This window comes from Bacillus cereus group sp. Bc061 (assembly GCF_027715825.1).
GTDB classification, from domain to species: domain Bacteria; phylum Bacillota; class Bacilli; order Bacillales; family Bacillaceae_G; genus Bacillus_A; species Bacillus_A paranthracis.
In genome coordinates, this window is record NZ_JAQFTZ010000002.1 from 544851 (window position 1) to 568553 (window position 23703).

Sequence of the window (23703 nt, forward strand, 5' to 3'; positions counted from 1 at the left end):
CTATAAAAAATTATAATAAGAAAACGTTCACATATTTTATTATAATCAAGAAGAAAAAGTCTCGTCAATTTTTATTTGTCTATACAAGCCCATTTTTAACCATTGTTCCTTTTTCTGTAATAATTTTTTCTACATTTTTATCAAACGGCTCTATTGGAATATGGTCTACCATTTGAAAACTATAAGCTAATGATAGCGTTTTCCCTTTATAATGCATGAGATAACGATCATAATAGCCACCACCATATCCAATCCGTTCTCCTCGCTCTGTATAAGCTACACCTGGTACAATTTGAAGGTCAATTTCATCTGCATTCACTTCTTCCGTAAGCGCTGGAATTGGCTCACGTAAATTCATATACACTGTTTCCAATTGATCAAAATTACTAATTTGCCTAAAGGACATTGTTCTTGTTTCTTTATTACACTTCGGAACAACAACTTTCTTTCCTTCTTCCCAAGCTTTTTCGATAATAGGATATGTATTCACTTCATTTTCCATTGAAAGAGTGATTCCAATTGTTTTAGCTTCAGTCCACTCTTTTTGTGCATACAACGAAAATGCAATTTGCTCTGATAAAGTTGTATACCGTTCTTTTGATAAAGAATTCATGTGCTCTATTATTTGTTTACGTAAACGTAGTTTCTCTTCTCTCACACATTTTCCCCCTCACAGTGATACTTTGCTCTACGATGATAGTGTATCACTTTTAAGAGAGGAATCGAATAAAAAAAGAAACAGTAGGAAAATATTCCTACTGCTTACTTTGTTTCACGGTGTAACGTAGACTTCTTGTCACGCTTGCAATACTTTTTAAGCTCGATACGCTCAGCGTTGTTACGTTTGTTTTTCTTTGAGATATAGTTACGATCTCCGCATTCTGTACATGCTAGAGTAATATTCACACGCATTCTTATTTCCCTCCAGTACTAATAACTTAAATCAGACTATACTATAATACCACTTTTAAAATAAAAATTCTACACCTTTTGATATTGTCTAATTTTTTCTATAAGATTTTTCATGTTTTCCCTTGCTATTACTGGGTTTCTAGCATGTGAATACACTAAAAATTTCGGTTGTTTTGTGTCAGAAACGATATAAGACCACTCTTTTTCGGTATATTTGAACTGTACTCCTTCAAATATGCCTTCTTCCTTCCTTTCGATATCAGCCAATAATTTCCTCATCACCTTCCCTTTTTCATTCCACGAACATACAACTTCATCACAAAGTAAATAAAGCGGTGGGGATTGCTCTACTATGCTGAGAAAGGTTTTTCCCTGCAATGCTATTAACTCGAATAATTTTCCAATTCGATATAAAATATCTCGCTTCCATCTCGCTTGAAACGATTTTTTTTCATCCTGCGTATAAAATAGAAGATAACATTCTCCTAATTTCAAAGACATTGGGTAAATATTTCCTGCCGATTCCAGTAATAAATCTGGAATATCAATCTCTTCAAAATCCGTCCCTTGGTAAATATTACTATGATTATCATATAACTCGAAATAATTTCCTTGCTCTGAAAACATAAGCGCCATATTTGCTTTACTTGATTTCATTAAAGCTTTCACATGATCCTTTTGTTCACCAGCATAAATCCACGTAACTGTGCATCCGAGTCTTTGCAAAAAGAGCATAAGCAAATGTTGTAACATATCATTTCTCTTATTAATAAGAAGATGGAACTTCTGTTTTTTTATTTTCTCAATATCAATACGCTCTAATACAGCCTCTATATAATTATGTAAAGAAACGTGTACTAGCTTATTCCGCCCCATTTCCTTCTCACATACGTAATAAAACGACTCAGACATATACACTTGTTCTATCGCTTTTTGCTGCTTATACGTTAACTGTGCCCCATCCTTACCATACAACTTTATAACAATCTCTTTTTCTTTTTCCGCTTGAATGAAAACCCCGCCCGCACATTGCAAATCTTGAATGCTGTACTGAAAAAGTGATTCGTTCATTTCTTTGCATTCCATCGTATGAATCCCAATACCATGAATTGCATGAAGAAAAAGATTTTTATAAGAAGTCGTTTCTATATGTTCTTGACTCCCGATTAATATACTTTCCCCTTTTGTAAAAAGAGATCCGTACGCCATCGCAACCTTTACAATAAATTGAGGCGTAATCTCCACATTACCTCTTCCTACAATGCGGCTTTTTTGCAACCATCCTGCACTCTTCTCACTTTCTTGAACACCAGCCGATCCTACTACCGAATGACTATCAATCGCCTTATATGGCCATAGTTTTCCCTTTTGCTTAATTACCGTACTTTTCCCTATATGACAATGGTCCGCTACAATGCTTTTTTGAAACAATGTAACATCATCTTCCACCATTGTATGTTCTCCTATTGTCGTTTCTAGTAACTCACAATATTTCCCAATGTGCACATTTGCAAAAACAATACTCTTTTGAAGATGAGAATAACTTGAAACAACACTATTTTTCCCGATAATAGAGTATGGCTCAATTACAGATCCAGCACCAATTCTTACTCCTTCACCAATAAAAGAAGGACCGTGAATTTTCGTTCCTTTTCCAATCGTTACCCCTTCTCCCATCCATACCATCGGTAATACTTCCGTATACGGGATAGGTACTTGCAATTTTTTCGTTAACAAATCAAATTGTGCTTGTCGATATTGATCAAATGTACCGATATCTAACCAGTAACCTTCTGACAAATATGCAAATAATGCGTTCTTATTTGCCAATAACGGAAACACATCTTGACTAAAATCAAAAAATTCTCGGGGCGGTATGTAAGAAAAAATTTCTGGCTCCATAATATATATACCTGTATTCACAATATTAGAGACTACTTCATTCCAACTCGGTTTTTCTATGTATCGTGTAACCTCTTGTTCTTTGTTCATTACAACTAAACCAAATGAGAGTGGATTTTCTACTTCCTTTACAAACATAGTTACCATTCTTTTCTTTTGTTTATGAAACGTAATTCCTTCTGATAATTGAAAATCAGTTAACGCATCCCCACTTATGACAACAAACGGTTCATCCAAAAATTTTTCCGCTTGTTTAATACTCCCTGCAGTTCCAAGCGGTGGAGAGTCTTCAAAGTAGTACAAGTTAACGCCCCATTTGCTACCGTCACCAAAATATTGCTTAATAGCTGTACTCATATACTGAACAGTAATTGCAATCTCACGTATACCATGCTGACGCAATAATTCAATGTTGTATTCTAAAACTGGCTTTTCTAATAATGGCAACATCGGCTTTGGAGTATTACATGTTAATGGTCTAAGGCGTCGTCCTTTTCCTCCAGCTAAAATAACCCCCTTCATATACTTCAGCCTCCACTTATATAATGTTCAGTAACTTCATATACGATATGTATATTATCTACCCAGCATTAACTAGCAGTATAAAATAAAGTGAAACTTTAATCAGTGGAGATTTTCTTCATCCCCTACTGATTATTAGCCTTGACCAATCGGGCCGACAGGCAGTAAAGTTCCCCTTATATACATTCACCTTTCAACAACTGAAGAAAGCGCTTACTATTAACTTTTAAAATATTACTTAATAAGCGAATAACATATACGCCCTATTTTTTCCATTATATTATGATACATCTTATCATCATAAACTAAAGGAAACAACGAGCTTTTTTTGTCATGTTTTGACTAAAAAAAGCAGGTGATGCTTCACCTGCTTTTTTCTTTATTCATTTAATAAGTAATGCTTTCCCTTTACTAAATAAAAAACATTTTCAGCAATATTTGTAATATGGTCTGCTACACGTTCGATATATCTCGCTACAAAGGATAATTGTGTAATTTGTGTAATTGCTTCTGGTTGTTCTGGAACTGAAGATATAAATTCACGAATCGCTTTCCCATATATTTCATCAACAGAATCATCCATTTCGGCAATTTGCTTCGCAAAAGTTAAATTTTCTTGCTCATATGCATCTAGCGCTAACTGTAACATCTTATTTGCAATCGCAAACATCTCATCAAGATTGTGCAAACTAACAGACACGTCTTTTTCCCCGAGACGAATGGTTGATTTCGCAATATTAACAGCATGATCTGCAATCCGTTCTAAATCTGTCGCTGTTTTAATTGAAATGAAAATCCTTCTTAAATCACTTGCTACAGGTTGCTGCTTCGTAATGAGCATAAGCGCAAGATCATTTATTTCCTCTTCTAAATTATCCATACGATAATCACCATCTATTACCTCTAACGCTTTCTCTACATCCTTTTTATGGAGCCCTTCCATAGCAAGCAATAAAGCTTCTCTCGCTAGTTCACCAAGCTCAATCACCTTTTGCTGTAACGTTTTTAAATCACATTGAAATTGTTCTCGTACCATTGTTTCTTCCCCCTTAATATTATGTGCCACTATATATAACTCTCCTACCTAGCCTACTTATAATAAACCTTAAGATAGGAGAAGTATTACTTCTCCTATCTTAAATAAGGTAAAAATAAGAAATACCCTCTGTTAAGAGGGTATTTGCTCTTAGCCTTGCTAGCGACATCAACCGAATCGGCCTGTAATATAATCTTCTGTACGCTTATCTGAAGGTGTCGTAAATAATTTATTTGTATCTGTATACTCCACAACTTCTCCACTTAAGAAGAAAGCAGTTTTATCTGAAATACGCGCAGCTTGTTGCATGTTATGCGTTACGATAACGATACTAAAATCTTTCTTTAACTCTTGAATTAATTCTTCTACTTTTAATGTTGAAATTGGATCTAGTGCTGATGTTGGCTCATCCATTAAAATAACGTCTGGTTCAATCGCTAAACAACGTGCAATACATAGACGCTGTTGCTGTCCACCAGATAAACCGTATGCATTATCATGCAAACGATCTTTTAACTCATCCCAAATCGCTGCTCCACGTAAACTTTTTTCAACAATTTCATCTAACGTTTTCTTGTCGCTAATCCCATGAATTTTCGGGCCATATGCTACATTTTCATAAATAGATTTTGGAAATGGATTTGGTTTTTGGAACACCATTCCTACATGTGTTCGTAATTCTTCAACTGGATATGATTTATCAAATATATTGCGCTCTCTATATTCAATTACGCCTGTAGTTCGCACGATTGGTACTAACTCTACCATACGATTTAATGTTTTTAAGTACGTTGATTTACCACAACCACTTGGCCCGATAATTGCTGTAACTTCATTCTCATGAATACTTAAGTTAATATCTTTTAAAGCATGGTCTTCTCCATACCATAAATTTAAATTTTTCGTATCAAATACTACTTTCTTTGGCGCAGTCTCGATTTTCTCCTCGTTTTTCACCTGTACATTTACTACTGTTGCTACCATTTGAATTCCCCTTTCATCCATTTCCAACTTATTTTCGATTTCGTAACCATAGGACAACTATATTGATCAAGAGCAACAAACCTAACAAAACAATCATCCCAGCAGCTGCTACATACTGAAATTCTTCCTGTGGTCTACTCATCCAATTAAAAATTTGAATTGGTAAAACTGTAAATCTATCAAACATACTAAACGGAACATAATTTGCAAATGCAAGTGCCCCGATAACTAATAACGGTGCCGCTTCTCCAATCGCTCTTGATATCGCTAACGTACAACCTGTTATAATTCCTGGGAACGCATATGGCAATACAACTTGATACATCGTTTGCCACTTCGTAGCACCTAACCCGTAAGAAGCTTCTAATAATGACCTCGGTACAGATCGTATCGCTTCTTGACTCGCTACAACAACTGTCGGTAAGACGAGTAAGCTCATCGTCAGTGCCGCTGCAATAATACTCTCACCTAAGTGAAGAGCGTATACAAAAATGGTTAAGCCGAGTAATCCAAATACGACGGAAGGTACTCCCGCTAACGTTTGATTATTAATTTCTATTACCTTTTTAAATATAGATTCCTTCGCATATTGCTCTAAATAAAGAGCAGTTCCGACCCCAAATATAAAGGAGAGTGGTATAACAATACTCATAAATAATATTGTTCCTGACAAAGCTGCAGCAATCCCAGCTTCTTTCGGATTACGCGAAGCGAAGTTTGTAAAGAAATCTAACGAAAGGTAACTGACACCTTTTTCAAAAATTTGAAAAAGCAAAATAAGCAGGATTACTATTGAAAACAAAATTGCCATATAAAATAACAATTTGTAAATTCGATCTTTAAAAAAACGTGATGCCATATTTTCTTGTATTTTTTTATGATTCAACATGCGCATATTATGTCACCCTCCTAAAGCGGCGCATAATAAACTGCGAAATGATGTTCATTATAAAAGTAAACAAGAATAACGTTGCGCCTACAGCGTACATGCTGTAATAAGTAATTGTTCCATGCGGAGCATCACCTAAACTCACTTGCACAATATAAGCTGTTAACGTTTGAATAGAGTGTGTCGGATCGAGAGATACGTTCGGTGTGGACCCTGCTGCAATTACAACGATCATCGTTTCACCGATTGCTCTTGAAGCAGCTAATATAATCGCTGCCATAATCCCTGCGAAAGCTGAAGGAAACACGACTTGTTTTACCATCTCAAACCGAGTTGCTCCAAGTGCCAACGAAGCTTCTTTCGTTCCTTTTGCTACAGCTCTCATTGCATCTTCAGACAGAGATGCAATTGTAGGTATCATCATAAAGCCAATAACAATACCTGGACTAATCGCATTAAAAAACTGTAAATCAGGTATAATCCGTTGTAAAAGCGGTGTAACAACTGTTAATGCAAAAAAGCCATATACAATTGTCGGGATACCTGCTAATAGTTCTAACATCGGTTTTAATACTTTTCTTACACTGTTTGAAGCATATTCACTTAAAAATACGGCACACGCTAAACCGATAGGAACTGCTACGCACATAGCGATTGCTGTTACAAGTACCGTTCCACATATAAGTGGTAATATACCGAATTTAGGATTTTCAAAAAAAGGTAACCATTCTTTCTCTGTCAAAAAGGAGAGCAATGATATTTTTTTAAAAAACATTATTGTTTCATTAGAAAGCGTAAAAATAATTCCAAGTGTCGTCGCAATAGACACACTAGCAATTATTTTTAGTAATAATGGAACGATTCGATTGATTCGCTGCGTTTTTTTTCTATGTTTTGTATTTCTTTCAATCAAATGTTGTACAGAAAATGTAATTTGACTTTTGTCATTATAAGCCAAAGATGAAAACCCCTTTCCACCCTGACATTACCTTTTTATTTCTGTTAACATCCGCAGCTGTTCATTGTATTTTTCTTTTGGTAATTTTACATATCCAACCTCTTCAGCAAGATTACCAACATGCTGAATCATAAACTCAATATAATTTGCTACATTCATTTTATTTCGGATAGATGCATGATTCACATAAGCAAATAGCGACCTAGATAACGGCTTATACTCACCTGATTGGATGGTATCTTTCGTCGGAAGTACACCATTCACTTTTATTGCTCTCACCTTATCTCGATTGGCCATATAATAAGCATATCCTACAAAACCAATGGCATTTTTATCATTCATTACCCCTTGCATAATAACTTGATCATCTTCAGACAAAGAGACTTTTTTTACAATGCGACTTTTTTGTAAGATGACATTTTGAAAATAATCATACGTACCAGAGTCTACACCTGGCGCATAAAACTTTACCTGTTCACGTGGCCATGATGAATGAATTTGTGACCATCGCTTTTCACTTTCATCTTCACTCCATAATAGACGTAACTCGTCTACCGTCATATTATCTACCCAAGTATTTTGACGGTTCACAACGATCGTAAGGCCGTCATAAGCGACTTCAAACGGTGTAAACTGAATGGAGTTTTTCTTCATTTCATTTTCTTCCACTTGTTTCATTACTCTCGAAGCATTATTTATATCTACTTCTCCTTTACTGAAACGATTAAATCCTCCTCCTGTCCCAGAAACACTGATGGAAATTTTCACGTTTGGATGCACCTTTGTATATTCCTCCGCTACTGCTTCTATAATAGGAAAAACCGTTGAGGATCCATCAACTCTCACTTCTCCCATTTCATTCACAGCAAATGCAGTAGACGTGCCAACATAAAAGAAACATGTCGACAGTATGAAAACTTTAATTGATGCACTTATCCATTTCACGTGTTCTTCCTCCTAGAAGTAACCGGAAATAACAGGATTACAGATATAAGAATACTGCTAAACTATTAATTCGGTTTTAATTGTTTGTAAAAGTTTTGTAAAGTTCCACAAGAATCAACATTAGGTAAATTATTAATCCGTAGCCACTGTTCATCTTCACTGAGGATTGGTCCATAACTTCCATAGTGAATGCATACGTATTATTTGCGAGGTCCCTTAAAATTCCGATATGATCTGCTTGTCCACTTTATTAAAACGTATGCATGAATCAAAAAAAAAAGCACACTATCTTTTCAGATAGTGTGCTTTTTTTACAACTTTTTTATTCATCATCTTGCTTTTTATTTTTCTTATCTATTTCCTCTTGTGTAGCTTCGCCATTTTCTACCTTTTTCAAATCAAAGTACGCGTCCATAATGTCACGACTAATATATCCGTTAATACCTGATTTATCATCTACCCAAGGTACAACAACAGAAAATGCTACTTCAGGGTCTTCAAGTGGCGCATAACCTACTAATGTTAAGTTATATGTTTCTTTACGCTCACCGTTTGCTTTTCTACCAATCTCTTTATCTCCGCCATACACAGTTTGAGCTGTACCTGTTTTACCAGCAGCTTTATATGATGCGCCTGTAAAGTATTTCGCAGCTGTACCACCAGACTCATTAAATACTTGTCTAAATCCTTCCTGAACACGTTTAATTTGTGATTCAGGCATATCAATACGGTTTAGTACTTTTGGTTCCATTGAGTGAACGACTTTTCCAACTTCGCCTTGTTTCGCTTCCGGTTGACGAATTTCTTTTACAACTTGCGGCTGCATACGGTAACCACCATTTGCAATTGTTGAAACATACTGTGCTAATTGAAGTGGTGTATATGTGTCATACTGTCCAATTGATAAATCTAATAAGAAACCAGGCTGATTTCCTCTACCTATTTGACCCGCAGATTCGTTTGGTAAATCGATACCTGTTTTTACACCAAGTCCAAACTGTCCGAAATAATAGCGCATCGTATCAAATGCTTTTTTTGGTACATCTAACGTACCACCTCTCACATATTGAACACCTGCGATATTCATCGCTGTTTTAAACATATATACGTTAGAAGACATTTTTAATGCTGTCAGATCATTAATAGACCCCATCGTCTTCCAAGAAGATTTTTTCGGCGTTCCTTTCAATACGATTGGTTCATCCAGTTGGTAGGAACCCGGTTGAATCGCTTTTGTTTGATATCCTGTAAGTACTGTCGCACCTTTTACAGTTGATCCCATCGGATAAGAACTTGTCATCGTTCCTAATGCGAAATCTTGCACTTTCGTTTCGCCATTTTCTTCCACTAACTGTTTCCCTGCCATAGATAAAACTTCACCATTTTTTGGATTCATCATTACAACGAATGCGCGATCTAAAAGAGGTTGTCCCCCTTTATATCTCAATAAATTTTTCGTGATAATTTCTTCTACACGCTTTTGTAATTCCATATCAATTGTTAAATTCAGATTGTTACCACTTTGCCCTTTTGATACATTAATCGTTTCTAAAATATTACCGTTTTTATCCGTAATATTTCTCACTTCCGCTTTATTACCGTGCAAACTATCTTCATATTGCTGCTCAAGATAACTTTTCCCTACGCGGTCATTTCGATTATAATCACGAACAAGATAGTAATCTAGTCTTTCTCTAGGTAAACCTTCATCAGACGTTGACACGCCGCCAAGTACACTTCGGAATAAATCATCATAAATATACTTTCGATCCCAATCAACATTCGTATCTACACCTGGTAATGTTGCTAGATTTTCACTAATAATCGCATATTCTTGTTCTGTAGCATCCTTTTTAATGACTTGTGGCGTCATCGCATATCCGCCGTCCATTTTGCTTTTAATCGCTAGCACTTCTAAATCTTTTGCGGATAATTGATTCACTTCTTCTTCTGTCACGCGATTTCGTTGACGCTCATCTAATTCTTTATCGTCAATTTTTTTATCTTTAAACTCTTGACGATCTTTTTTCGTAATTTTTTCTTGCGCTTCTTCTTTATGAATAGCAAGCCAATAATCTTTTTTATCGCGATCTGTTAATTTATCTGTCGGTACTTCAATCAAATCTGCTAATCTTTTCGCTGTTTCTAAGCGAGCCTCTGCAGTTGATCCTTTCATTTTTGTAAATGTAATCGTACGTACAGCTGCATTATCTACTACAGCTCGCCCATAACGGTCAAATATTTTCCCACGTGGTACAGGATTACTTATCGTCGAGTTTTCTTTCCTCTCCACTTCATTCTTATATTCCTCACCGCGAACAATTTGTACATAACCAAGCCTTACAATAACCGCGGAGAACATTAAAAACACGCAGAAAAACAGCACGTTTAACCGAAAAGGAACGTGAGTCTTTTTCTTTTGTTGTTTCTGCTTCTTGCCCATACAAACCCCCTCTACCAACAGCTATGTAATTTGAAAGGGACACCTTCATACAGGTGTCCTCACTGCTGTCTTACATCTTTTTCTATTCTAGCATAAAACAAACGATAAGTTAACCTTCTGGTTCTGTTTGATTCTGCGTGGTTCCTTGCGCTACGACACTTGTGTTCCCTGCATTTCCTTCATCATATTTGACATTTTTAACTGCAAAATAAATAAGAAAATGTCCAGCACCTAAAATACATAGTAAGACAGGTAAACTCTTTTCAGGCGGAAAGAATAATACAGCACATAAAAAACTTAAAACTGAACAAATTCTCCCGGCATTTAACCATAATTCTCGGACAACAACATACTCTACACGCCACTCTCTCGCATTTTTCGCTCTACCAATTACATCATATGTCATCGATCCATATGGAACGAGTAAAATAGGGTATGCAATCGCAATGCATGCTGCATAAATAAGTAATTTTGTGTATGTAACATTGAATATAACTAAAAATACAACAGCATATAAAATAATGCCTCCAAGTAAAATTGCTTTTTTTCGCCACTCTTTCTTTAACATACGGGCGACTAAATAGTAACATACAAATGATACAGCAGAATTTACTAAGCTATATTTCCCTAATGCAAGCTCACTATCGGTTGCTAAGTACACATATACTGAAATAACAAAAATGAATGTCCCCTCTCTCAATCCTTGGAAAAAATGAGCGCGTGTAATTCTCCCCCAATTTTTATCAATCCGTCGCTCTTTCAAAACTTGTGTAACCTCATAACGACCTTCACATTCTCTCTTAGATACAAAAAAGCTTAAAACGACAGCAATTGCAAATAACAATAACGAGAGAAAGAATATGACCGTATAACCACTCCACTTCTCCATACGTGAAATTGTGTATCCAGCTGCTATCGGTCCAATCATGCCAGAGAAGGATGTAAGAAGCCCAAGAAACCCATTAAAGAAATCTCTTGTTTCTGGTTCTGTAATCTCAAATGTTAATAAGTTAAACGCGAGCCAGTAAAAACCATATCCGACTCCTAAAAGAGCCCCCATTAATAAAATATAGTGAGAAGCGCTTTTCCCCGCTACTAAAACAACGATAAAAAAAATCGCTAACGTGCCTACGCCTATTCGTAACAAGATCGAGCGATCAATACGCTTCGCTAATTTCCCACCTATAAGAAATGTGAGGGGCTGCAATACAACGCTGGCCAAATTATACAAGCCGAGATTCACATAATTTTGTGTTTGTTTCCATAAATAAATGTTAACAAACGTATTCGATAAAGAAATTGCGAGCGTGTATAAACCTCCAATGAGGAGTAATAACACTAAATCCCGATTCACTTCAACGTCACCAATTATATGTTTCCACTTCATACACAACTCTCCTTTACTTCATGTTCTAGTCTTCCAAAGACAAGCTCAATTATGTAAAAGGAAAGCATAGAAAAAAGCTAGGAGCATTCTCCTAGCTTTTTCTATCGTTATTACAATTATTTTGCTTCTTGGTAACGTTTTTCAGCAGCGTTCCAATCTACAACGTTCCAGAATGCACCGATGTAGTCTGGACGACGGTTTTGATAATTTAAGTAGTAAGCATGTTCCCAAACATCTAAACCGATAACTGGAGTTTTACCTTCAGTTAGAGGAGAATCTTGGTTTGGCGTGCTTGTTACTTCTAACTCACCATTATTTACTACTAACCAAGCCCAACCAGAACCGAAGCGAGTTGCGCCAGCTTTTGCGAATTCTTCTTTGAATGCATCGAAGCTACCGAATTTCGCTTCAATTGCAGTTGCAAGTTCGCCTACTGGTTGTCCGCCGCCGTTTGGAGATAAGATTGTCCAGAAGAATGTGTGGTTAGCATGTCCGCCACCATTGTTACGTACTGCTGTACGGATTGCTTCTGGTACTTCGTTTAAGTTTGCAACTAATTCTTCTACGCTTTTGTCAGCTAATTCTGCATGACCTTCTAAAGCAGCGTTTAAGTTTGTGATGTACGTGTTATGGTGCTTTGTATGATGGATGTTCATTGTTTCTTTGTCAAAGTGAGGCTCTAAAGCATCATACGCATAAGGTAAATTTGGTAATTCGTGTTTTGCCATTGTTATATTCCTCCCAGTTTATGTATTGCCACTTAAGTGACATACAACTACATTCTACCCTAATTGCCATAGGGTGCAAACAAATAAATCACATTGTCTTGCTATCATTAAAGTAGCAAAATTCCCACTTCTTTTCAATTAAAATGCTCATATATTTCATAAAAAAAGCTCCCTTCTACAAGGAAGCTTCCTACTGACATAATAAACATGTGAAATGGATATGGACCCTGTAGGACTCGAACCTACGACCGGACGGTTATGAGCCGTCTGCTCTAACCAGCTGAGCTAAGGGTCCACAATTATGTATGTAATAATACATCAAATAAAGGAATTCCTATCGGATATACCCTTTAAGAAATGTAAGATAAATTTACCATATAGAAAAGAAAACTGTCAATTGTATTTTTTTCATTTAAAAGAAGAAAATTAATAAAAAGAAATTTAGTTATCGCTACTATATGTAAATATAATATATCTTGAGATTCCCTAGATTCCTACGTTACAATGATTTTATACATACATAAAGGAAGTGAATCTATGTCCATATTTACCCAATTAGTCAAAAGCGTATATTCGCCTAAAGATATGGCGCTATTCCGTTTTCAAAAAATCGGAAAAACCATTTTGTATATTATGCTACTTTGTCTAATCACTACTATTCCAAGAACATTCTTTTACGGTAGCTTTATCCAAGATAGTGTTACTATGGTAAATCAAGCAATTGAAAAAGATTTACCTGATTTTAAAATCGAAAATGGTGAACTAAAAGCTGATATTGAACAACCTATTCAAAAAGAAGAGGGAGATGCTCTTTTCGTATTTGATCCAAATACAACAGATATCGAAAAGTATCAAAATAAAACTGGTTTATTTATTTTAAAAGATAAAGTAGTTTCTATAGGAAATGGCCAGACGCAAACATACTCCTACAATGATTTATTAGGGACATCTCTTGAGAAAAAAGATTTGCAAGATTTCATTTCTGTATTTGATAGTATTTATCCAATTTTATTAGCTGTTATCGGAGTGTTAGTATATCTATTCCAATTGTTCATTACTTTCTTAGGAATTACTTTACTTGCGTTTATCGGTTCTGCTATGAGTGGTCAACGTAAATTATCTTATAAGCAAGTATGGACGTTAACTGCCTACAGCTACACAATTCCAACCATCTTCTTTATGATTATGGATTTATTCAAAATCGTTGTACCTGGCTCAACATTCATTTATATCGCAGTTGTTTTAATTGTCCTATACTTAACAATTAAAGAAGTTCCAAAACCGAACGAAAAAAATGCCTAAATAGGCATTTTTTTTTTGGACAAGCATATATTCCTAGCAAAGGAGTGAAGAATATGAAGAGATTAGGTATATTCTTATTCGTGCTTGTTCTTGGTTATATATTTTATTACGATATAAAAATCGGCACTTTACCGATGTTAAGTTCATATAAAAAGACAAATGCGGCCGAAACGATAAAACAAGAAAGTACAAATACAAAACAAAAGAAAGAAAACAAAGCGGAAAAAGAAACAGATGTCACTTATAAAACAATTGAAGTCAAAACAGGTGATACGGTTCTTTCCATTACAGAAGCGATTAATAAGAAGAAAATTCCTTCTATCGAAAAAGTAATTGATGATTTTAAACAATTAAATAAAAATACACCTGCTACAAAAATACAACTTGGAAAGTCTTATAAATTCCCGTTATATCAATAAGCAATCACTTAATCCTTGTCAATTACATAAAGGCGCTGATACAATAGTAAAAGTGAAACCGAGCACTTCGGTTTCTATAGCCCTGTATCACGTATACTATCATTGATATAAGGGACTAAATAAGAAACTTCTTTTATAAGGAGAGCGATCTATTCGTGAATGAAATGACTCATCGTACAAAAACACGTCCAGTTAAAGTCGGTAATTTAACAATTGGCGGTAATAATGAATTAATTATACAAAGTATGACAACAACAAAAACACATGATGTTGAAGCAACAGTTGCTGAAATTAAACGTTTAGAAGAAGCTGGCTGCCAAGTCGTGCGTGTTGCTGTTCCAGACGAACGCGCAGCAAATGCTATTGCTGATATTAAAAAACAAATCAACATTCCACTTGTTGCTGATATTCATTTTGATTATCGTCTTGCTTTAAAAGCAATTGAAGGCGGCATTGATAAAGTACGTATCAATCCAGGTAACATTGGTCGTCGCCATAAAGTAGAAGCTGTTGTAAATGCAGCAAAAGAGCGTGGTATTCCAATCCGTATCGGTGTAAACGCAGGTTCATTAGAGCGTCACATTTTAGAAAAGTACGGATACCCAACTGCAGATGGTATGGTTGAGAGCGCCCTGCATCACATTAAAATTTTAGAGGACTTAGATTTCCATGATATTATCGTATCTATGAAAGCCTCTGATGTTAACTTGGCAATTGAAGCATACGAAAAAGCTGCACGTGCTTTTGATTATCCACTACATTTAGGTATCACAGAATCTGGAACGTTATTTGCCGGAACTGTAAAAAGTGCCGCTGGTCTTGGAGCAATCTTAAGTAAAGGCATCGGAAATACACTACGTATTTCATTAAGTGCTGACCCAGTTGAAGAAGTAAAAGTTGCGCGTGAACTATTAAAGTCATTCGGCCTTGCATCTAATGCAGCAACACTTATTTCTTGTCCAACTTGCGGTCGTATTGAAATTGATTTAATTAGCATCGCTAACGAAGTGGAAGAGTACATTTCTACACTACAAGTACCAATTAAGGTTGCAGTACTTGGCTGCGCCGTAAATGGTCCTGGGGAAGCTCGTGAAGCTGATATCGGTATTGCCGGCGCGCGCGGAGAAGGACTATTATTCCGCAAAGGGCAAGTCGTTCGTAAAGTACCAGAAGAAATAATGGTAGAAGAACTGAAAAAAGAAATCGACGTAATTGCTGCTGAAATGGCTGCTGAACGAGAAAAAGAAAAAGAAACACAAGAACAATAAAAAGAAGGTTGCCCACAACATTTGTGAGCAACCTTCTTTTCTACGTAAAAAAGCTCGTCAGTTATAGAACTAACGAGCTTTTACTTTGCACATTTTGGACAACGTCCGTATATTTCAAACTTATGACCTGTTACTTCATAACCATTAAAATCTTTATTCATAAAATCCATCGGGCAAGAAGTAATCTCTTTCGTCCCTCCGCAATCTAAACAAATAAAATGATGATGATGTTCCATAATAGAACATGTAAAACGAAAATGTTTTTCACCGTTTAATTCCGTTTGTTCTAAAACACCGATTTCAGCAAACACCGTTAAGTTACGATAAATCGTGTCAAAGCTAAGACCTGGATAATCATCCTTCATATGCTCTAAAACGTCCTTCGCTGTTAAATAACGATTGTGAGCTGCAAATAACCTGAGCATTTCTTCCCTTTTCCCAGTATGTTTGTATCCTTTATCTTTCATTAGGCGTAAAGCTTCTGTTAGATTCATATCTATCCCTACTTTATGCAGTTTTTTTCTTTTTCCATAAAATCGCACCAATTAAAATAAGAACCGCTATCATAACAATTGTACCACCTGGTGCTAAATCAAGTTGATACGAAGCAAACATTCCACCAATTACTGCAATTTCACCAAATAAAATGGAGAAGAAAATTGTTTGTTTAAATCCATTCGCAATACGAATACTTGCTGCAACTGGTAACGTCATTAATGATGATACGAGAAGAACCCCCACTACACGCATTGATACCGCAATGACAAGCGCAACCAATATAATGAAAATAAAGTGAATCCACTTTGCACTCAAACCGGTTGATACAGCGTATTCTTCATCAAACGATAGTAAAAATAACTCTTTGTATAATAAAGTAATCGTTACAATAACAACAATTGCTACAATGCCGATAATTATTAAATCCGTACTTGTTACAGCACTTACACTACCAAATAAATAACTAAATAAATCTGTGTTAAACCCATTTGCAAGTGAAATAAAAATAACGCCAATCCCCATTCCTGCTGAAAGAATAATTGGAATTGCTAATTCTTGATAATGTTTATATACAGTACGTAGTTTTTCAATAAGTAACGCCCCACCAATAGAAAAAATCATCCCCATATATAACGGATTTAAAAATCCCCCTGTGAAAATTGTTTTTTCTAGTAGTAAACTTGCAGCAATACCCGATAATGTCACGTGGCTTAATGCATCCGCAATAAGCGACATGCGGCGAATGACAACAAATACACCGATAAGCGGCGCAACAAGTCCTATTAAAATTCCTGCATATAAAGAGTTACGTAAAAAGTCATATTGTAAAAAATCTTGTATCATTATATCCTCCCGTGATGCTCATGCTCGTGTTCTAAACGATGAACATGGTGTCCATATAAGACGGACATTTCTGCATCTTCTAACTCTCGGAACTTTTCTACATTTCCATGGAAATGTAAATGTTTGTTTAAGCATGCAACATGTGTTACTTTCTCGGTAACAGCTCCCATATCATGCGTAACGAGAATTAATGTGATTCCTAGCCTTTTGTTTAAATCCTCTAATATCTCATAAAAACTTTCTACATTCTTCACATCAATTCCAACAGTGGGCTCGTCCAAAATAAGTAATTCAGGATCACTAACGAGCGCACGAGCAATAAATACGCGCTGTTGTTGTCCACCAGAAAGTTCTCCAATATTACGCCCTTGAAACTCACTCATTCCTACATCAGCAATCGCTTTTTCTACCTTTTTCTTATCGTTTTTCGTAAAAAAGCGAAACAGCCCTTTTTTCGAAACGAGTCCCATTGACACAACTTCAAACACAGTTGCCGGAAAACCAGAATTAAAGCTATTTGCCTTTTGCGACACATAACCAACTTTGTTCCATTCTTTAAACTTCTTACTATCAACACCAAACAAACGAATGCTTCCCTGTTTTGGCTTTAAAACGCCTAATAAACATTTTAGCAAAGTGGATTTCCCTGAACCATTTGGCCCAACTAAACCTAAAAAAGCTCCCTTCGGAACTTGCAAATTTATATCTTCTAACACATTTCGATCTTCATATCGAAATGACAATCCTTCTATTTCTAATATATTGTTCATAGCATCTCACCTATTTTAATTCAGAATGATTCCGATTTATATCTATTTGAATTATAGTACAGCTTATTATAGTTGTAAACCAATCTGCCTAAAATATATCTACTTTTTCAAGAAACCTTACTATTATAACAAAAAGCAGAGAAAAATTCTCTGCTTTCAAAAGATATTATAATTAATTTTTTAGTGAATAGCCGATTTAAACTTACCACCATTTGTCTCTTGTGTACTCATAATCGTAACAAACGCATTCGCATCAATTTCATACACAATTGATTTTAACTTTGTCACTTCTAGACGTGTTACCACTGCATAAATAACTTCTTTTTCTTTATCCGTGTAACCGCCTTTCGCTACAAGCTTTGTAGTCCCACGACCAAGACGATGCAAAATCGCATTTGATACTTCCTCATATTGATCTGATACAATTAAAACAGCTTTCGTTTCATCTAAACCTTGAATGACTGTATCAATTGTTTTGAATGCAATGTAGTACGTCATAACAGAATACATCGCTTGTTCCACACCAAATACAAATGCTGCCCATGCAAAAATGAATAAGTTCACAAACATTACAAATTCGCCTACGGAGAAAGGTAATTTTTTCGTTAATAAAATACCCATAATTTCTGTTCCGTCCATTGATCCACCATGACGAATAACAAGCCCTACACCAAGCCCTAAAATAAGACCACCAAACACTGTCGCTAAAATTGGCTCTGTTGTAAATGGCGGAACAGCATGTAACGTTGATTCAATAAACGCTAAAGCTACAATACCGAACGCCGAAGATAACATGAACGTTTTTCCAATTTGCTTATAACCCGAATACATAAATGGGATATTGAGAATAACGACTAAAGTAGAGAAACTTAACCACCAAATATTAGGAGTAAGATAATCTAATATAAGAGAAATACCAATAATTCCACCATCAATAATTTTATTTGGCATTAAAAATAATTCAATCGCTACCGCTGCGCATGCTGCTCCAAAAATAATCATAACTAAACGATACATAAGATGGATAACACTTTCTTTTCGATGTTGCTTCTGCTCCATAAGTCCTCCCTTATACTCTTTTTCTATAGTTTTGTCCTTATATTATAACATACGCTTCTTTTTCTCATGAAAAAAGAAGCTCTATATGAATATGTACAAGCTACGTACTCATATATTTCGATAGAAGAACGTGTGAAGGAGGATAACTCGATGAACCTCATTAAACAACTTGTAAATAAAAAATTAAATCATATTTCTACAAAGGAATTATTGAAATATAGTAAAGAATATGATGTTCCAATTACGACTGCACAAGCTGATCAAATTGTTGGACTTATGAAAGGAAAGAATATTAACATTTACGATAATGACGAACGACTAGCGCTCTTAAAACAAATAGCTCAAGTAACCTCGCCCGCTACTGCCCAACAAGTAAATACTTTATTTCAACAACTACTAAAATAAGGAGGGGATATTCCCCTCCTTATTGCTTATTGCGCTTTAATTTTCTCAAGAAGCCCTTCATCAAAAGTACCATTTTTCAGCATTTCGATTTCCAATTTATATGGCGGCTTCTTGTCCTTTTTATCTTCACCTACATATGGTGTTTCCAGAATTTTTGGTACGTGCATTAATTGCGGATGATGCACAATATGATGCAATGCTTTATAACCGATATGACCGAAACCGATATTTTCATGACGGTCCTTTCCTGCGCCGCGTACATTTTTACTATCATTAATATGAAGTACTTGTAAACGATCGATACCAACAATCTTATCAAATTCGTTTAATACACCGTCAAAGTCATTTACAATGTCATATCCTGCATCGTGCGTATGACACGTGTCAAAGCATACCGATAGTTTTTCATTATATGTTACACCATCAATAATTTTTGCAATTTCTTCAAAGCTACGGCCGCATTCTGTTCCTTTTCCTGCCATCGTTTCTAACGCAATGTTCACCGTCTGATCTGGCGTTAATACTTCATTCAGTCCTTTAATAATTTGTTGAATGCCAGCGTCTGCCCCTGCACCAACGTGCGCACCTGGGTGAAGAACGATTTGTTTTGCCACACCTAATGCTGATGTTCTTTCAATTTCCATACGAAGGAAATCTACACCTAATTGGAATGTTTCTGGCTTCGTCGTATTTCCAACATTAATAATATATGGCGCATGTACGATAATCTCTTCGATACCGTTTTGTTCCATATGTTTTCTTCCTGCTTCTATATTCAATTCTTCAATTGGTTTTCTTCTCGTATTTTGCGGTGCACCTGTATAAATCATAAACGTCGTTGCACCGTATGAAACAGCCTCTTCACTTGCTGCTAATAACATTTTCTTACCACTCATAGAAACATGAGATCCAATCTTTAACATACAATCACCTCTTCAATATACAATAGATATAATGATAGCATAATTTGTAGAAATATGTAGTGAATTGTTTGTTCACAAAAAACGCACTACATAAATTTATACGACTATTTAAACAGACTATACTCTTCATTTACATTATCTAGATGAAGCGAAACTTTAATCAATATTTTCTATCCATATTGATTACGGCTCTCACAAATAGCTGGATAAAAAAAGATAAGGGAAATCCCTTATCTTTTTTTATTGCTATATTTTCTTTTCACTTTGTCACGTTCTGTTGCAAGTTTACGTTTATAGTTTGGTTTTACTTTTTTCGGTTTTTTAACAACTTTCGTTGCCATAACATCAAGTTCATCATTCGGTTTTTTACGGCTCTTACGACGACGACGTTCACCTAAATCTGCCCACTCATCTCCGCGTAAATCTACATGTTTAAACTCGATATGACGTTGTTTTTCTAAACTATCTAACGCTTCTTCGTTTGCTGGATCATAAATCGTCACTGCAATACCTGAATAGCCTGCACGTGCTGTTCTTCCCACTCGGTGAACGAAGAAATCTAAATCTGATGGAAGTTCGTAGTTAATAACATGACTAATTCCTTCAATATCAATACCACGAGCTGCTAAATCAGTTGCAACAATATATTGGAATTCAAGGTCACGAATTTGTTTCATCATTTTTTTACGATCACGAGGTGATAAATCTCCGTGAATTCGTCCAACTTTTAAGCCGCGTTCCGTTAATCCGTCAGCAACTTGATCTGCCATTTTCTTCGTATTCGTGAAAACAACTGCTAAATACGGCTTAAATTGTAGCAACATTCTTTTCACTAAATCAATTTTGTTACGATGTTTAGAAGGCACTAAATAATGCTCGATATTTCCAGCCGCAACTTGTTTTGGATTGATATGAATATGCTCTGGATTCTCCATGTATTTCTTCAGAAACGGTTTTAGTTTTTGAGGAATTGTTGCAGAGAAAACTAACATTTGCAAGTTTTTAGGCATGCGTGCTGCAATCTTATCTACATCATGAATGAATCCCATATCAAGCATTAAGTCTGCTTCATCGACAATAATTGTATTTGCTTTATGAACAAACAGTGCTTGTTCTTCTACTAAGTCTTTAATACGTCCTGGTGTTCCAACTACAATATGAGGTTGTTTTTTCAACTTTTCAATTGATCGTTGTTTATCAGTTCCACCAATTAAACAACGTGCTGTAATCATTTGATCTTCCGCACAGAACTTTGTTAATTTCACGATTTCTTCGTAAATTTGTTGTGCTAACTCACGAGTAGGCGCTGTAATAACAAGTTGTACTTCTTCACGACCTGGGTTAATTCTGTTCAATGTAGGAAGTAAGTATGCATGTGTTTTCCCAGAACCTGTTTGGGATTGTCCAATTACACTTACACCTTTTTTCACGACCGGGAAAATTTTCTGTTGAATTCCTGTCGGCTCTGTAAAGCGTAGTTCACGAACTGCATCTATTAAAAATGGTTTAAAATCATACTGTGTAAAAGTTTGTTGTGTCATAAGTTCCACCTTCTTTCTAAATTTCTACTGCGCGCACAAATCAGTCAAGTCTACATTATATCGAAATCTACAAGTAAAATCCATCTTTAGTTTAGGTTTTTACTTCAAAAACTAACCTTCTTCCCTCTTATTGCATATTGTATGTGTATATACCTAACTGAAGAAAGGAGGATTTCTCACATGTTTCCAAAATCCCCCATGAGGCAAATGTATCCGAATCCAGGGCAGCAACCTTATACACCATATCCAATTCCACAACTACCACCGATGGCACAAAAAAAGAAAGGATTTCTTGCTAAACTCTTTAAAAAACACGATCCAACCGAAGCTTTCATGCAAATGGTTCCGCCTTATCGACAAATGGAAGGACCGCCAATGATGCACCAGCAACCGCCACCTCAATATCGACAGCAATATCAGCAACAATACCAACACCAATACCCGCAACAATATCAACAGCAATATCAACCATACATGCAGCAGCATCCCGAGCAAATGATCCCTCCTCAAATGTATGAATCAAACGACACGCGCGGCGGTGCAGCAACTACAGACACATCAAGTAGCGGCATCGGTAGTTTTTTTTCGAATTTAATTTCGAATCCAACTAATATGATAAATAATATCGAAAAAGTATCACAAGTCGTTCAATCTGTAAGCCCTGTCGTCGAACAGTACGGTCCCATTATGCGTAACCTACCAAGCATTGTTAAAATTCTAACCTCTGGAAAAAGTACGGAAGAAAATCCAACCGAAGATCAAACTGAAGACGTAACAGAAAAGGTTGAGGTAGTAACTCCACATCCTCCATCCAAAAAAAGAAAAAGAAAAAAAATGGTGATTGAGCCAGTCATAGAAAAAGAAGTACGAGAGGAGCCTGTTCAAAAAATAGCAACAAAACCAAAACTATATGTGTAACAATCCTTTGTTTTCTATCCACTCCTCCTTTATAATGTAAAAGACTATGCACAAAAGTATCCCTTGTTTAGAAGGAGAGGATTACTCGTATGAAAATTGTTAAAATTTCCCCTCGTGGTTATTGCTACGGTGTTGTGGACGCGATGGTTATTGCACGTAACGCCGCATTAGATACATCATTACCAAGACCTATTTATATTTTAGGTATGATTGTTCACAACAAACATGTAACAGATGCGTTCGAAGAAGATGGCATCATCACACTAGATGGTCCAAGTCGATTAGACATTTTAGATAAAATCGATTCTGGTACTGTTATTTTCACTGCACACGGTGTTTCTCCAGAAGTTAAACAACGTGCAAAAGAAAAAGGTTTAACAACAATCGATGCCACTTGCCCAGATGTTACAAAAACACATGACCTTATTGAAGCAAAGAAAGCTGAAGGTTACCATGTCATTTATATTGGCAAAAAAAATCATCCAGAACCAGAAGGCGCAGTTGGTATCGCACCTGACATCGTTCATCTTATCGAAAGAGCCGATGATTTAAAAACATTAGAAATTCCAACGGATAAAATTTTAGTTACAAATCAAACAACGATGAGTCAATGGGATGTTCAACATTTAATGGAGGACATTCAGAAGAAATTCCCAACAGCAGAGTTCCATAAGGAAATTTGTTTAGCAACTCAAGTTCGCCAAGAAGCGGTTGCCAAACAAGCTGATGTTGCAGACTTAACAATTGTTGTTGGTGACCCGAAAAGTAATAACTCAAACCGTTTAGCACAAGTATCGCAAGAAATCGCTGGTACGAAAGCATACCGCGTTGCGGACGTAAGTGAAATCAAATTAGAATGGCTACAAGGTGTCGAGAACGTAGCTGTTACAGCAGGCGCTTCTACTCCAACACCAATTACAAAAGAGGTTATCGCTTTCTTAGAGCAATATGACCCAATGAATCCTGCTACATGGGAAAGAGTTCGAAAAGTACCGTTACAAAAAATATTACCTCGTGTAAAAGTGAAAAAAGAACAATAATAAAAACCGTT

Annotated in this window: 23 protein-coding genes and 1 tRNA gene; 6 read left to right on the forward strand and 18 right to left on the reverse strand. The window is 35.9% G+C overall.

Annotated elements, in window-relative coordinates; all coding sequences use genetic code 11:
• Positions 1–79: 79 nt before the first annotated feature.
• The 12 genes from PDQ40_RS12205 to PDQ40_RS12260 form a co-directional block, all read right to left on the reverse strand.
• Positions 80–658 (reverse strand): 5-formyltetrahydrofolate cyclo-ligase, encoded by a 579-nt coding sequence (locus PDQ40_RS12205; protein ID WP_001206419.1) that lies wholly within the window; start codon positions 656–658, stop codon positions 80–82.
• A 104-nt stretch (positions 659–762) separates the two neighbouring features.
• The gene (gene rpmG, locus PDQ40_RS12210; protein ID WP_001265616.1) at positions 763–912 is read right to left on the reverse strand and encodes a 50S ribosomal protein L33; all 150 of its coding nucleotides are present in this window, start codon (positions 910–912) and stop codon (positions 763–765) included.
• Positions 913–981: 69 nt separating this feature from the next.
• Positions 982–3336, reverse strand: a complete 2355-nt coding sequence (locus PDQ40_RS12215; RefSeq protein ID WP_270691439.1) for a sugar phosphate nucleotidyltransferase — start codon at positions 3334–3336, stop codon at positions 982–984.
• 379 nt (positions 3337–3715) lie between these two features.
• Positions 3716–4372 carry a phosphate signaling complex protein PhoU gene (phoU, locus tag PDQ40_RS12220; protein ID WP_000251231.1) on the reverse strand — a complete coding sequence of 219 codons (657 nt, stop codon included), beginning with the start codon at positions 4370–4372 and terminating at the stop codon, positions 3716–3718.
• 168 nt (positions 4373–4540) lie between these two features.
• Positions 4541–5356, reverse strand: a complete 816-nt coding sequence (pstB, locus tag PDQ40_RS12225; RefSeq protein WP_000226683.1) for a phosphate ABC transporter ATP-binding protein — start codon at positions 5354–5356, stop codon at positions 4541–4543.
• A 28-nt stretch (positions 5357–5384) separates the two neighbouring features.
• Positions 5385–6251: a phosphate ABC transporter permease PstA gene (gene pstA / locus PDQ40_RS12230; RefSeq protein WP_001242539.1), complete on the reverse strand. Its 867-nt coding sequence runs from the start codon at positions 6249–6251 to the stop codon at positions 5385–5387.
• Between the two features lies 1 nt (position 6252).
• A complete protein-coding gene (gene pstC, locus PDQ40_RS12235) occupies positions 6253–7203 on the reverse strand; it encodes a phosphate ABC transporter permease subunit PstC (RefSeq protein WP_000323875.1) in 951 nt (316 codons plus the stop codon).
• A gap of 27 nt (positions 7204–7230) precedes the next feature.
• A complete protein-coding gene (gene phoX, locus PDQ40_RS12240; protein ID WP_000871259.1) occupies positions 7231–8148 on the reverse strand; it encodes a phosphate ABC transporter substrate-binding protein PhoX in 918 nt (305 codons plus the stop codon).
• Positions 8149–8470: 322 nt separating this feature from the next.
• The gene (locus PDQ40_RS12245; protein WP_000516826.1) at positions 8471–10591 is read right to left on the reverse strand and encodes a peptidoglycan D,D-transpeptidase FtsI family protein; all 2121 of its coding nucleotides are present in this window, start codon (positions 10589–10591) and stop codon (positions 8471–8473) included.
• Between the two features lie 109 nt (positions 10592–10700).
• Entirely contained in the window at positions 10701–11978 is a 1278-nt protein-coding gene (locus PDQ40_RS12250; protein WP_000871368.1) for an MFS transporter, read from the reverse strand.
• A gap of 116 nt (positions 11979–12094) precedes the next feature.
• Positions 12095–12706 carry a superoxide dismutase [Mn] gene (gene sodA, locus PDQ40_RS12255; protein ID WP_001052031.1) on the reverse strand — a complete coding sequence of 204 codons (612 nt, stop codon included), beginning with the start codon at positions 12704–12706 and terminating at the stop codon, positions 12095–12097.
• A gap of 221 nt (positions 12707–12927) precedes the next feature.
• Positions 12928–13001, reverse strand: a tRNA-Ile gene (locus PDQ40_RS12260).
• A gap of 242 nt (positions 13002–13243) precedes the next feature.
• On the opposite strand from PDQ40_RS12260, the gene PDQ40_RS12265 reads away from it, so the two are divergent.
• The 3 genes from PDQ40_RS12265 to ispG all read left to right on the forward strand — a co-directional run bounded on the left by PDQ40_RS12265 (position 13244) and on the right by ispG (position 15695).
• Complete coding sequence (locus PDQ40_RS12265; protein ID WP_000021910.1) at positions 13244–14008, forward strand: DUF1189 domain-containing protein; 765 nt, start codon at positions 13244–13246, stop codon at positions 14006–14008.
• Positions 14009–14061: 53 nt separating this feature from the next.
• Entirely contained in the window at positions 14062–14427 is a 366-nt protein-coding gene (locus tag PDQ40_RS12270) for a hypothetical protein (protein WP_000825406.1), read from the forward strand.
• 164 nt (positions 14428–14591) lie between these two features.
• A complete protein-coding gene (gene ispG, locus PDQ40_RS12275) occupies positions 14592–15695 on the forward strand; it encodes a flavodoxin-dependent (E)-4-hydroxy-3-methylbut-2-enyl-diphosphate synthase (RefSeq protein ID WP_011040674.1) in 1104 nt (367 codons plus the stop codon).
• 80 nt (positions 15696–15775) lie between these two features.
• Here ispG and PDQ40_RS12280 read toward each other — a convergent pair whose 3' ends face one another.
• The 4 genes from PDQ40_RS12280 to PDQ40_RS12295 form a co-directional block, all read right to left on the reverse strand.
• Positions 15776–16189 (reverse strand): Fur family transcriptional regulator, encoded by a 414-nt coding sequence (locus PDQ40_RS12280; RefSeq protein WP_001054512.1) that lies wholly within the window; start codon positions 16187–16189, stop codon positions 15776–15778.
• A gap of 13 nt (positions 16190–16202) precedes the next feature.
• Positions 16203–17036 (reverse strand): metal ABC transporter permease, encoded by an 834-nt coding sequence (locus tag PDQ40_RS12285; protein ID WP_000613823.1) that lies wholly within the window; start codon positions 17034–17036, stop codon positions 16203–16205.
• Positions 17036–17806: a metal ABC transporter ATP-binding protein gene (locus PDQ40_RS12290; protein ID WP_001059652.1), complete on the reverse strand. Its 771-nt coding sequence runs from the start codon at positions 17804–17806 to the stop codon at positions 17036–17038. Before PDQ40_RS12290 ends, PDQ40_RS12285 begins: the two co-directional genes overlap by 1 nt.
• A 180-nt stretch (positions 17807–17986) precedes the next feature.
• Positions 17987–18865: a YitT family protein gene (locus tag PDQ40_RS12295; protein ID WP_000435966.1), complete on the reverse strand. Its 879-nt coding sequence runs from the start codon at positions 18863–18865 to the stop codon at positions 17987–17989.
• A gap of 150 nt (positions 18866–19015) precedes the next feature.
• Here PDQ40_RS12295 and PDQ40_RS12300 point away from each other — a divergent pair, with 150 nt between their 5' ends.
• On the forward strand, positions 19016–19270 hold the full coding sequence (locus tag PDQ40_RS12300; protein ID WP_001048963.1) for a DUF2624 domain-containing protein: 255 nt from the start codon (positions 19016–19018) through the stop codon (positions 19268–19270).
• Positions 19271–19296: 26 nt separating this feature from the next.
• Here PDQ40_RS12300 and PDQ40_RS12305 read toward each other — a convergent pair whose 3' ends face one another.
• Both PDQ40_RS12305 and PDQ40_RS12310 read right to left on the reverse strand, forming a co-directional pair.
• Entirely contained in the window at positions 19297–20193 is an 897-nt protein-coding gene (locus PDQ40_RS12305) for a deoxyribonuclease IV (protein ID WP_000912469.1), read from the reverse strand.
• Positions 20194–20423: 230 nt separating this feature from the next.
• Entirely contained in the window at positions 20424–21734 is a 1311-nt protein-coding gene (locus tag PDQ40_RS12310) for a DEAD/DEAH box helicase (RefSeq protein WP_000194027.1), read from the reverse strand.
• Between the two features lie 180 nt (positions 21735–21914).
• Between PDQ40_RS12310 and vrrA the strand changes: the two genes are divergently transcribed.
• Positions 21915–22652: a VrrA/YqfQ family protein gene (gene vrrA / locus PDQ40_RS12315; protein ID WP_000484142.1), complete on the forward strand. Its 738-nt coding sequence runs from the start codon at positions 21915–21917 to the stop codon at positions 22650–22652.
• 89 nt (positions 22653–22741) lie between these two features.
• Complete coding sequence (locus tag PDQ40_RS12320; RefSeq protein WP_000706669.1) at positions 22742–23692, forward strand: 4-hydroxy-3-methylbut-2-enyl diphosphate reductase; 951 nt, start codon at positions 22742–22744, stop codon at positions 23690–23692.
• The last annotated feature ends 11 nt before the right edge of the window (positions 23693–23703 follow it).

Excerpts from the sequence above, each read along its gene's own strand:
- PDQ40_RS12265 (WP_000021910.1), top strand. The coding sequence starts at position 13,244 with ATGTCCATATTTACCCAATTAGTCAAAAGCGTATATTCGCCTAAAGAT.
- PDQ40_RS12245 (WP_000516826.1), bottom strand. The coding sequence starts at position 10,591 with ATGGGCAAGAAGCAGAAACAACAAAAGAAAAAGACTCACGTTCCTTTT.
- rpmG (WP_001265616.1), bottom strand. The coding sequence starts at position 912 with ATGCGTGTGAATATTACTCTAGCATGTACAGAATGCGGAGATCGTAAC.
- phoU (WP_000251231.1), bottom strand. The coding sequence starts at position 4,372 with ATGGTACGAGAACAATTTCAATGTGATTTAAAAACGTTACAGCAAAAG.
- pstA (WP_001242539.1), bottom strand. The coding sequence starts at position 6,251 with ATGCGCATGTTGAATCATAAAAAAATACAAGAAAATATGGCATCACGT.
- PDQ40_RS12295 (WP_000435966.1), bottom strand. The coding sequence starts at position 18,865 with ATGGAGCAGAAGCAACATCGAAAAGAAAGTGTTATCCATCTTATGTAT.
- PDQ40_RS12290 (WP_001059652.1), bottom strand. The coding sequence starts at position 17,806 with ATGAACAATATATTAGAAATAGAAGGATTGTCATTTCGATATGAAGAT.
- sodA (WP_001052031.1), bottom strand. The coding sequence starts at position 12,706 with ATGGCAAAACACGAATTACCAAATTTACCTTATGCGTATGATGCTTTA.
- pstB (WP_000226683.1), bottom strand. The coding sequence starts at position 5,356 with ATGGTAGCAACAGTAGTAAATGTACAGGTGAAAAACGAGGAGAAAATC.
- PDQ40_RS12310 (WP_000194027.1), bottom strand. The coding sequence starts at position 21,734 with ATGACACAACAAACTTTTACACAGTATGATTTTAAACCATTTTTAATA.
- PDQ40_RS12285 (WP_000613823.1), bottom strand. The coding sequence starts at position 17,036 with ATGATACAAGATTTTTTACAATATGACTTTTTACGTAACTCTTTATAT.
- PDQ40_RS12250 (WP_000871368.1), bottom strand. The coding sequence starts at position 11,978 with ATGAAGTGGAAACATATAATTGGTGACGTTGAAGTGAATCGGGATTTA.
- PDQ40_RS12305 (WP_000912469.1), bottom strand. The coding sequence starts at position 20,193 with ATGTTAAAGATTGGATCTCATGTTTCTATGAGTGGTAAGAAAATGTTA.
- PDQ40_RS12215 (WP_270691439.1), bottom strand. The coding sequence starts at position 3,336 with ATGAAGGGGGTTATTTTAGCTGGAGGAAAAGGACGACGCCTTAGACCA.
- ispG (WP_011040674.1), top strand. The coding sequence starts at position 14,592 with ATGACTCATCGTACAAAAACACGTCCAGTTAAAGTCGGTAATTTAACA.
- vrrA (WP_000484142.1), top strand. The coding sequence starts at position 21,915 with ATGTTTCCAAAATCCCCCATGAGGCAAATGTATCCGAATCCAGGGCAG.
- PDQ40_RS12320 (WP_000706669.1), top strand. The coding sequence starts at position 22,742 with ATGAAAATTGTTAAAATTTCCCCTCGTGGTTATTGCTACGGTGTTGTG.
- PDQ40_RS12280 (WP_001054512.1), bottom strand. The coding sequence starts at position 16,189 with ATGAATCTAACAGAAGCTTTACGCCTAATGAAAGATAAAGGATACAAA.
- PDQ40_RS12300 (WP_001048963.1), top strand. The coding sequence starts at position 19,016 with ATGAACCTCATTAAACAACTTGTAAATAAAAAATTAAATCATATTTCT.
- PDQ40_RS12270 (WP_000825406.1), top strand. The coding sequence starts at position 14,062 with ATGAAGAGATTAGGTATATTCTTATTCGTGCTTGTTCTTGGTTATATA.